This is a genomic window from Streptomyces sp. NPDC086519 (assembly GCF_040686075.1).
GTDB lineage: Bacteria > Actinomycetota > Actinomycetes > Streptomycetales > Streptomycetaceae > Streptomyces > Streptomyces shenzhenensis.
On the sequence record NZ_JBFBJL010000093.1, the window covers coordinates 17898 to 28334 of the forward strand.

Annotated in this window: 6 protein-coding genes; 4 read left to right on the plus strand and 2 right to left on the minus strand. The window is 67.5% G+C overall.

Annotation, left to right across the window (positions count from 1 at the left end; all coding sequences use genetic code 11):
- Positions 1–208: 208 nt before the first annotated feature.
- Positions 209–835, minus strand: a complete 627-nt coding sequence (locus tag AB0P24_RS43940; RefSeq protein ID WP_365804389.1) for a Uma2 family endonuclease — start codon at positions 833–835, stop codon at positions 209–211.
- Positions 836–1106: 271 nt separating this feature from the next.
- Here AB0P24_RS43940 and AB0P24_RS43945 point away from each other — a divergent pair, with 271 nt between their 5' ends.
- Positions 1107–2198 (plus strand): lytic polysaccharide monooxygenase, encoded by a 1092-nt coding sequence (locus tag AB0P24_RS43945; RefSeq protein ID WP_365804399.1) that lies wholly within the window; start codon positions 1107–1109, stop codon positions 2196–2198.
- 524 nt (positions 2199–2722) lie between these two features.
- Here the strand turns inward: AB0P24_RS43945 and AB0P24_RS43950 are convergent.
- Entirely contained in the window at positions 2723–6466 is a 3744-nt protein-coding gene (locus AB0P24_RS43950; RefSeq protein ID WP_365804391.1) for a GH92 family glycosyl hydrolase, read from the minus strand.
- Between the two features lie 422 nt (positions 6467–6888).
- Here AB0P24_RS43950 and ngcE point away from each other — a divergent pair, with 422 nt between their 5' ends.
- The 3 genes from ngcE to AB0P24_RS43965 are packed head-to-tail and all read left to right on the plus strand — an operon-like array spanning position 6889 to position 10223.
- The gene (gene ngcE, locus AB0P24_RS43955; protein ID WP_365804393.1) at positions 6889–8364 is read left to right on the plus strand and encodes an N-acetylglucosamine/diacetylchitobiose ABC transporter substrate-binding protein; all 1476 of its coding nucleotides are present in this window, start codon (positions 6889–6891) and stop codon (positions 8362–8364) included.
- A gap of 28 nt (positions 8365–8392) precedes the next feature.
- Positions 8393–9319: a sugar ABC transporter permease gene (locus tag AB0P24_RS43960; protein ID WP_365804395.1), complete on the plus strand. Its 927-nt coding sequence runs from the start codon at positions 8393–8395 to the stop codon at positions 9317–9319.
- A gap of 4 nt (positions 9320–9323) precedes the next feature.
- On the plus strand, positions 9324–10223 hold the full coding sequence (locus AB0P24_RS43965; protein ID WP_365804397.1) for a carbohydrate ABC transporter permease: 900 nt from the start codon (positions 9324–9326) through the stop codon (positions 10221–10223).
- The last annotated feature ends 214 nt before the right edge of the window (positions 10224–10437 follow it).

Sequence of the window (10437 nt, forward strand, 5' to 3'; positions counted from 1 at the left end):
GGAGGCCGGTGCGCCCGGCAGCCGTGCCTGTTCCCGCTTCAGTTCGCCGAACCCGCGGCGCGCGCAGGCGGCCGGCTCCTCGCTGGGGAACGGCACGAGCGACAGACGACCCGGGTGAGCCGCTCCTGCCGCTGGGCCGGCCGCGGGCCGTTGAGGTACGTGGCGGGGTACCCGGCGAAGGCGAGGGCGATCGTGACGGCGGCTGCGATCATGCGCCGGTCGTATGGGCGTGATCAGAATCCGACGAGGGAGTCGAGGTCGATCTCGACCGGGAACGGCAGCTCGGTGATGAGCTTGCCGTGGTGTGCCGGGTGCAGGGGGCGGGGATGTACGACAGGGTGTCCGCGTTGAGCCAGTACTCGTGCACCGTCAGCTTGTGGTCCCGGTCGAGCTCGACGCGCCAGTAGCAGGGGACCTTGGCCGCGGCGAACTGGGCGGGCTCGCTCACGCGGTCGTCGCGGCGGGAGCCGGGGGACACGACCTCGACCACCAGGGTGAGGTGGGCCGTTGGAATGCACTCCACCTCGAAGAAGTCGAGTTTCCGAGGGTCGAAGACAATGGCGTCCGGTTTGATGACGTTCCGGTCGTCCACCATCACGCACTGCTCGACCACCACCTCGTAGGGCTCGGTGCGTGCGTCCTCCAGGGCGCGTGCCACCTTGTCCCGTACACGGTTGTGCCAGAACCTGGTCCGCCCACGAGCCACGATCACTCCGTCCACGAGTTCCCGGTCGAAGGGCAGCTCCAGATTCTTGACCTGGTCGAATGTCCAGCCGTCAGCAGGCGGGAACATCCAGTTGTCCTCGTTGGCCGGTCCCTGCTGGCGTGTCGTCATCACTGCTTCCATGGGTGAGAGAGTGGACGCGGTTACGCGTCGTGATCCTCTGTACGAAGGTATCGCCACTCGAAGCAGTGAAGCCATGCCGCGCCGTTTACAGCCGCCCCCGTCCGCGCTAGCTTCACAGGAGAGCGGGGGTGGGAGCGCTCCCATATTCGCCCCTGCGGACCGGAACCCGCCGGGACGGCGGGCCCGCTTCCACCCCGCGTTCGCCTCCATGACCCGCGCACGACCGTTCACCCCACACAGAGGTATGAATGTCATGCATATGACAATCCTGCGGTCCTCGTGCCGCCCGGGACTTCCCCGATTACCGCTCCCCACCCGGGGCCGGGCCCTCTTCCTCGCCCTTCTCGCCCTGGTGACCACCGTCCCCGCCCTCGCCCTGATCCTGGCGGCGGGCACCCCGGCCCAGGCTCACGGTACCCCCATGAAACCCGGCAGCCGTACCTTCCTGTGCTGGCAGGACGCGCTCACCGACACCGGGGAGATCAAGCCCGTCAACCCGGCCTGCAAGGCGGCCGAGCAGGTCAGCGGGACCACGCCGTTCTACAACTGGTTCTCGGTACTGCGCTCGGACGGCGCCGGCCGCACCCGCGGCTTCGTGCCGGACGGCGAGTTGTGCAGCGGCGGCAATCCCAACTTCACCGGCTTCGACCTGCCCCGCGACGACTGGCCGGTCACCCACCTCACCTCCGGCGCCACCGTCGACTTCTCCTACAACGCCTGGGCGGCGCACCCGGGTTGGTTCTACGTCTACATCACCAAGGACGGCTACGACCCGACCCAGCCGCTCACCTGGGACGACCTGGAGGACCAGCCGTTCCTGACCGTCGACCACCCGCCGCTCAACGGCACCCCGGGCACGGTCGAGGCCAACTACTCCTGGACCGGTACGCTTCCGGCCGGCAAGACCGGACGGCACATCATCTACATGGTGTGGCAGCGCTCGGACAGTGCGGAGACCTTCTACTCCTGCTCGGACGTCGTCTTCGACGGCGGCAACGGCGAGGTCACCGGCATCCACGACCCGGGCAACCCCACCCAGCCCCCGCCGGGCACCTGTACCGCCACCAGGACCACGACCAACACCTGGCCGGGCGGCTACCAGTCCGAGGTCACCGTCACCAACAGCGGTGACGTGGCGATGCTCGGCTGGATGGTCGACTGGACGCTCCCCGGCGGCCAGTCGGTGGCCAGCCTCTGGAACGGCGACGCCACCTACAGCGGGCAGGACGTGATGGTCCACAACACCGACTGGAACGGCTCACTCAGTCCCGGCCAGAGCACGACGTTCGGCTACGTCGTCCAGGGCGACGGCGGGGACAGCGCGACCGGCCTGCCCTGCCAGGTCGGCTGACCCGCGTGATCCGCTCTGGGCGGACCCGGTGTCGGTGCACACCGGGTCCGCGAGCCGGGCAGGCGAGGGGGTGGGTGGCCTGCCCGGGTGGGAGTTGCTCGTAGTGCCACGCGCGCGCTTGCCGGGCGACTTGCGCCGACGCCGTGACGGTCGACAACGTTGTCTCATAGTCTCTGTATGACTCTACCGCCCCAACCGACAACGATGTCAACCCACTTCGGATCGCCCGACCGGGTGAACCGGGGCGATGGCGTCCGCGGCAGGCGCGGTCTTCCGTGGTACCGGACTGCATTGATGCGCGCCTTGGAGCGGACGTCGCGATGCCGCGGGCGCGGACAGGGATGCGGTGGCCACCCACGTCTTCGCGGCCAAGCCAGTCACGGCTCCTGACGGCAAGACCGTCGAGAGCGTCCGGCTCCCCGAGGAACAGCGGCCTGCACGTGTTCACTCGCGCTGTCGGCTGAGCCCGGAACAGACACAGGGGGCGGGCCCGTCCCGGCCCGCCCCCTGTCCGTGCCGCTTCCTCAGGCCAGCAACTCCACCTCCGCGAGGGTCGATTCACTGTCCAGGACGAGCCGGTAGTGCGAGTACGCCCCGGGCCTGTGGATCGTGAACGCCCGGGTCTGGAGGTCCCAGGCGAAGGACTCGCCGGAACGGCGGTCCACGGTCTGCCAGTGGGTGCCGTCCGTCGACGCCTGGAGGGTCCAGCCCGTCGGGGCCTTCGTGCGGTCCGACGGCGAGGTGAGCGTGTACTGGATCCCCTTGGCCGTCCGGGTCACCGGCAGGTCCACCGTCGTCACCGTCTCCTGGGTCGCGGAGGTGTTGTCGAACAGGGAGCCGGCGCCGGTCAGGACGTCCGCGCGCGGGGCCGGGACCTTGTCGTCCTCGGTGATCGAGACCGGGGCGGCGTCCTTGCCGGTGCCCCAGGCCGACGGCTTCGGACCCATCGTGAAGTCGATGACCCCGCCCTTGGAGACGAGCGAGTGCGGGAGCGAGGTCGACGACCAGGTCCGGCCGTTGACGCGAACACCCTGGACGTAGATGTTTCGCGCGCTGTTCCGCGGGGCCCGGACCACCAGGTCGTGGCCGTTCTCCAGGTGGACCGTCGCCTTCTTGAACAGCGGCGAGCCGATCGTGTAGTCGCCGCTGCCCATCACCAGCGGGTAGAAGCCGAGGGCCGAGAAGAGGTACCAGGCCGACTGCTCGCCGTTGTCCTCGTCGCCGTGGTAGCCCTGGCCGATCTCGCTGCCGAGGTAGAGCCGGGAGAGCGCCTCGCGGACGTAGGCCTGCGCCTTCCAGGGCTCGCCGGCCGCGTCGTACATGTAGATGACGTGGTGGGCGACCTGGTTGGAGTGGCCGTACATGCCCATCCGGACGTCCCGGGCCTCGGTCATCTCGTGGATGACCCCGCCGTACGAGCCGACGAAGTCCGGGGAGGCCGTCTCGGGTGTCGCGAAGAACTCGTCGAGCTTGTCGGCGAGGCCGGACCGGCCGCCGTACAGGTTGGCGAGTCCCCGGCTGTCCTGCGGGGCGGTGAAGGCGTAGCCCCAGCCGTTGGTCTCCGTGTAGTCGTAGCCCCACACGCGCGGGTCGTACGCCGAGGAGTCCACCCGCCAGTCGCCCTGGGCGTCCTTGCCCTGGAAGAACCCGGCCTTGGAGTCGAAGAGGTTCACATAGTCCTGGGCGCGGTTGAGGAAGTAGTCGGACTCCTCCTTGTAGCGCTTCTCGCCCGTCTTCCTGTACAGCGCCCTGCCCATCTCGGCGATGCCGTAGTCGTTGACGTATCCCTCCATCGCCCACGACAGGCCCTCGCGGGTGTCGTCGCTGGTGTAGCCGAGGAAGGGGGAGGTGGACATGCCCTTGCGGCCGACGCCCGAGGAGGGCGGCACGACCGTGGCGTTCTTCAGGGCCGCCTCGTACGCCGCCTTCGCGTCGAACCTCACTCCCTTGACGTAGGCGTCCGCGAACGCCACGTCCGAGGAGGTCCCGGTCATCAGGTCGGCGTACCCGGGGGAGGACCAGCGCGAGGTCCAGCCGCCGTCCTTGTACTGCTGCACGAACCCGTCGACCATCTCACCCGCCTGACCTGGTGTCAGGAGCGAATAGGCGGGCCATGTCGTGCGGTACGTGTCCCAGAAGCCGTTGTTGACGTACACCTTGCCGTCCACGATCTTCGCACCGGTGTGCGTCGGGGTGTCCTGGCTGGTCATCGGCGAGAACGGGGAGGCGTACTGGTACGTCGAACCGACCTTCTCGAAGCCGGAGTTGGGATACAGGTACAGCCGGTACATGCTGGAGTAGAGGGTGGTCAGCTGGTCGGCGGTGGCGCCCTCCACCTCCACCTTGCCGAGCAGCTTGTCCCAGACCTGCCGGGCGTGCGCCTTGACCGTGTCGAAGGAGGTGCCGTCCGGGATCTCCTGGCGCAGGTTGTCCTTGGCCTGGTCGACGCTGATCAGGGAGGTGGCCAGGCGGAGCGTGACGGTGTGGTCGGAGCCCGCGGCGAAGCGGAGGTAGCCCTTGACCCCGCTGGAGTCGCCGCCGGTCACCGGCTTGTCGAAGACGCCGTAGACGAAGAGCCGGGTGGCGCCCGTCGACAGCCCGGACTTCACGTCCGAGTAGCCGGTGACGGTCCCGTGCTCCTTGTCGAGGGTGAGGCCCGCCTGCTCGGTCACGTTGTCGAAGATCACGCTCGCGTCGTCGCCCGGGTAGGTGAAGCGCAGCGCGGCCGCGTGGTCGGTCGGTGTTATCTCCGCCTTGAGGCCGTTCTCGAACCGGACCCCGTAGTAGTACGGCCGCGCGGTCTCGTTCTCGTGCCGGAAGGCCAGTTCGCGGGCCTGACGGCCGGTGTCCGGGGTACCGGCGGCGACGGACGGCATCAGCTGGAAGGTCTGCCGGTCGCCCATCCAGGGGCTCGGCTCATGGCTCGCGCTGAACGCCTGGATCGTCGGCAGGTTGTCGTCGTTGTTCGCACGTGCGTACTCGTACAGCCAGCTCTCCGAGGACGCGTTGGTCACCGGCGTCCAGAAGTTGAAGCCGTGCGGCAGCGCCGTCGCCGGGAAGTTGTTGCCGCGCGAGAAGCTGCCGCTGGAGTTGGTGCCGCGGGTGGTCAGCGCGTAGTCGGACAGATGCGCCCTGGGCTTCTCGGGGGCCACCGGCTTCAGGGACACGTCGTCGATCCAGCCGCGGAACTTGGCCGGCCCGGCGGGGGAGTCGTACCCGACCAGTATCCGGTCGACCGTCTTGCCGGCCGCGACCGAACCGATCACCGACGAGATGGTGTTCCACTGGTTGACGTACAGCGCCTTCGAGGCGCCCTGCCCGCGCGGCGACAGGGCGAACCCGTGCTGGTCGACGGCCCCCAGGTCGCTCAGGTAGGTGCCGTCCGTGAAGGCCAGGTCCACGGCCACGTTCGTGGCGTCGTAGTCGAGGTCGCCGTCGGCCATCGAGGGGAAGATCCGGTACGCCAGCCGCGTGTCGCGGCCGACCTTCACGTTCACGTCGAAGACCTTGTTGTACGAGTACGCCCGGCCGCCCGCCGTGTGCCGTCCGGCGTAGCGCAGTGCGTGCGTTCCGGTGAACCCGGCCCGCGCCTTCGCGGTCGGCGAGCCGCTCGGGCCCCTGTCGACCAGCGAGAGCATGTCCTGGGGCACCGGCCCGCCGCTGCCGCCCGTGGAGAACTGCACGTCGGCGATCTGCAGGATGTCCGGGGCGCCGTTGTTCTTCGTGACGTCGAGCCGGAAGTGCTGGTACTCGGCGGGCGCGGCGAGGTCGTAGGACTTGGTCTGGAACCGCTCCGAGAAGGACTCGTCGGTCCGGGTGTCGACGGTCTTCCAGTCCTTGCCGTCCGTCGAGCCCTCGAGGGTCCAGTCCTCGGGGTCGCGCTCGTCGTAGTCGTTGGCCGAGGTGAGGGCGTAGGTCACCAGCTTGACGGGCTTGTCGAAGTCGAACTCGGCCCAGCCGGTGGGCTCGAAGGTGAGCCACTTGGTGCCGGACTCCCCGTCGACGAGGTTCTCCTTGACCTCGCCGGCGCCGGTGTTCTCGCCGCTCGCCCGCACGTCGGTCACATGGTCGGTGACATTGCCGGGGATGCCGGTGCTGTAGCCGCCGTCCACGCCCGAGGCGCGCGGGGCGCCGCCCGGGTCGGCGTCGACGGTGTCGGTCCAGTCCGGTGACGGATCGCCAGACTCGAACGAGGATGCGAACTGCGTCGCGGCGGCCGGGGCCTTGGCCGGCAGCGCCACCGCGGCTCCCTGGGAGCCCAGGGTCATGACTACGGCGGCCGCGATGACGACCGCCGTACCAGATCCGTGTCCTGTTCTTCGCTGCGTTCTCCGCTGCATCACAACGGGTACCCTCCCTGCCACATGAGACAACGTTGTCAGCTGCTGGCGCAGGAACCAGTAGGTGGTCAAGTGACCCGTGATGTCAAGGGTGTTGGGTGCGGCATTCAGGGGGCTATGTCGGCTCTTTTTCCGGCAAGACGTACAGAGATCGCTCATATTTCCGACAGGTCTCAACTAGGAAAAGACCCATGGCCAACCTTGCATTCGATCTTGCCCCGCCGACCGGAAGTGGACTATACCTGTCGGCGTTTCCCGCATGACTTCCTGCACGACCCAGCACTACCCGACCGCGGTGCCGGGAGGATCCGGTTCACCGCCTGAGTCCTGGAGAAGGCGAGGACTTGAGCATGGGATCCACCTCCGCTGCCCACCACGGTTCCGATTCCGCAGCCGACCACCGTTCCGAGGGTGTCGGCCGCCGCGACCTGATCAAGCGTTCGGCCGCACTCGGCCTGATTTCGGTCCCCACCGTCGGATTCCTCTCCGCCTGCGCCAGCAGTGGCGGCGGCGGCCAGTCCAAGGACAAGGCCGGCAAGAAGACGGCCAAGAACCCGCTGGGTGTCAACGAGACCGCGAAGATGGAATTCGTCCTCTTCGACGGCGGTTTCGGCAAGGAGTACGCCGAGGACGCGGTGAAGATCTACGAGAAGGACTTCCCGAAGGCCACGGTCAAGTTCTCCGCCACCCAGAAGATCCAGTCCACCCTCCAGCCGCGCTTCAACCAGGGCACCCCGCCGGACCTCATCGACAACTCGGGCGCCGAGCAGATGGACATGGGCGTGCTCGTCGGCAAGAAGCAGCTGGCCGACCTCACCCCGCTCCTCGACGCGCCGTCGTACGACGATCCGAACAAGAAGGTCCGCGACACGCTGCGCCCCGGCATCGTCGAGATGGGCCAGTTCGACGGCGACCCGGTCTGGATCATGTACTACGCCTACACGGTCTACGGCGTCTGGTACTCGCAGAAGGCCCTGGACTCGCTCGACGCGGAGTACCCGCAGACCTGGGACCAGATGATCGCCGTCTGCGAGAAGGCCAAGAAGAAGGGCATGGCCGGCTGGACGTACGCGGGCAAGTACCCGTACTACATCCCCTTCTCGCTCTACCCGATGATCGGCAAGGTCGGCGGTGTCGAGGTCCTGAACGCGATCGACAACCTGGAGCCGAACGCCTGGAAGCACCCGGCCGTCAAGGCGTGTTTCGAGGCGTACTACGAGCTCTACAAGAAGGGCTACATCCTCAAGGGCACCCCCGGCCTCGACCACATCCAGTCGCAGACCGCCTGGGCGCAGGGCAAGGCGCTGTTCATCCCGAACGGCTCCTGGGTGGAGAACGAGTCGGCGAACGTCATCCCCTCCGACTTCAACCTCGCCGTCTCCGCGCCCACCGGCATCGACAAGAACGACAAGATGCCGTTCGGCACCATCTGGGCCTCCGGCGGCGAGCCGTTCATCGTGCCGGCCAAGGCGGCGAACGCCCCGGGCGGCATGGAGCAGCTGCGCATCATGCTTAGCGAGGCCTCCTCCAAGAACTTCACGACCAAGGTGAAGTCGCTGACCGCGTACAACGGCGGCACCGACGGCATCACCCTCACCCCGGGCCTCACCTCCGGGGTGGCCGCGCTGAAGCTGGCCGGGTCGAACGTGGTCAACCCGCGGCTGCAGGACTGGTACGTGCAGCTTCAGAAGGAGAAGATCGGAGTCGCCGGACTCGGCGAGATGATGGCCGGCCGGCTCACCCCGGCGGAGGCCATCAAGAAGATCCAGGGCTTCGCCGACGAGGCCGCCAAGGACACCTCGATCAAGCACTACAAGCACCAGTAACACTCACCCTCACGGCACCGGAGTGGCGATGCAGCACGGCAAGTACCGGTTCATTGTGGGGTTTCTGGCGCTGCCCCTCGGACTGTACGCGCTCTTCGTGGTGTGGCCGTTCATCCAGTCCATCTACTACTCGTTCACGGACTGGACCGGCCTGAGCCCCGAATTCAAGATGGTCGGCCTGGACAACTACCGGAGGATGCTGCACGACGACATCTTCTGGAAGTCCTTGCAGCACAGCTTGATGTTCGCGGTCGTGCTGCCGCTGGTGACGATCAGCCTGGCGCTGTTCTTCGCATTCATGATCAATGTCGGCGGCCGGAGAAGGAGGGGCGGCCCGGTCATCTCCGGGGTCCGGGGCTCGTCCTTCTACAAGATCGTCTATTTCTTCCCGCAGGTGCTGTCGATCGCGATCGTCTCGCTGCTGTTCGCCTTCGCCTACAACCCCGACAGCGGCGCGATCAACTCACTGCTCCGCGGCATCGGCCTGGACAGTGTCCAGCCGCTCTGGCTGGGTGACCCGAGCCTCGCCCTGTGGTGCGTGATGGCCGTCCTGGTCTGGTCCACGGTCGGCTTCTTCGTGGTCCTCTTCTCCGCGGGCATGGCCTCGATCCCGACGGACCTCTACGAGGCCGCGCTGCTCGACGGCGCCGGCCGCGCCACCACCTTCTTCCGCCTCACCCTGCCGCTGCTGTGGGACACCGTGCAGTCCGGCTGGGTCTACATGGGCATCCTCGCGCTCGGCGCCGAGTCGTTCGCGGTCGTACAGATCATGACGACCGGGCCGGGCGGTCCCGACTACTCGACGACCGTGATGGTCCTGTACGTGTACCAGAAGGCGTTCCGGGACGGTCAGGCCGCCTATGCCACCACCATCGGCGTCGCCCTGCTGGTCGTCACGCTCGCCTTCGCGGCGGTCGTGATGCGGCTGGGCCGTCGCGAGCGGCTGGAGTACTGAAGCGATGACGACGACCGAGACCGGCACCACCGCCACCGAGACCGCCGTCCCCGCGCCGGAGCCGGTCCGGCGGAAGCGCGAGGGCGGGGTCCTCAACGTCTTCTCCCACGGCATCCTGATCATCTGGGCGTTCATGGTGGTCACGCCCCTGCTGTGGGCGGTGATGACGTCCTTCAAGGACGACCGGTCCATCTTCAGCTCGCCCTGGGCGCTCCCGGACAAGCTCCACTTCGAGAACTGGGCGCGGGCCTGGACCGACGCCAACATGAGCGATTACTTCCTGAACACCGTCCTGGTGGTCGGCGGCTCGCTCATCGGCACCCTGGTGCTCGGCTCGATGGCGGCCTACGTCCTGGCCCGCTTCGACTTCCCGGGCAACCGCTTCATCTACTACCTGTTCATCGGCGGCATGAGCTTCCCGATCATGCTCGCGCTGGTCCCGCTGTTCTACGTCGTGAACAACATGGGCCTGCTGAACACGCTCCACGGCCTGATCCTCGTCTACATCGCCTACTCGCTGCCGTTCACGGTGTTCTTTCTCACGGCGTTCTTCCGCACGCTGCCCACCTCCGTGGCCGAGGCGGCCTTCGTCGACGGCGCCTCGCACACCCGCACGTTCTTCCAGATCATGCTGCCGATGGCGAAGCCCGGCCTGATCAGCGTGGGGATCTTCAACTTCCTCGGCCAGTGGAACCAGTACATGCTCCCGACGGTCCTCAACACGGACCCCGACAAACACGTCCTCACCCAGGGCCTGGTCCAGCTCGCGGTGAGCCAGGGCTACAAGGGCGACTGGTCCGGCCTCTTCGCCGGCCTGGTGATGGCGATGCTCCCGGTCCTGGCGGCGTACATCATCTTCCAGCGCCAGGTGGTGGCGGGGCTGACGGCGGGCGCTTTGAAGTAACGAAGCGTCTGCCAACCCAAAGGGGCGCGGACAACTGCGCGACCAGCCACGATGCGCCCGCAGGCGGCCACGAGGCCCCGTTCCCACGCCGTCCTTCACCTGCTGACCAGTGGCCTAGATGTTCTGTCCTGGGAGGTTGTGGACGGTGACAGGGCTCACGGCTGATCGATCTTGAAATGGGTGAGGGCCTTCTGGCCTGGTGTGGATTGCGACA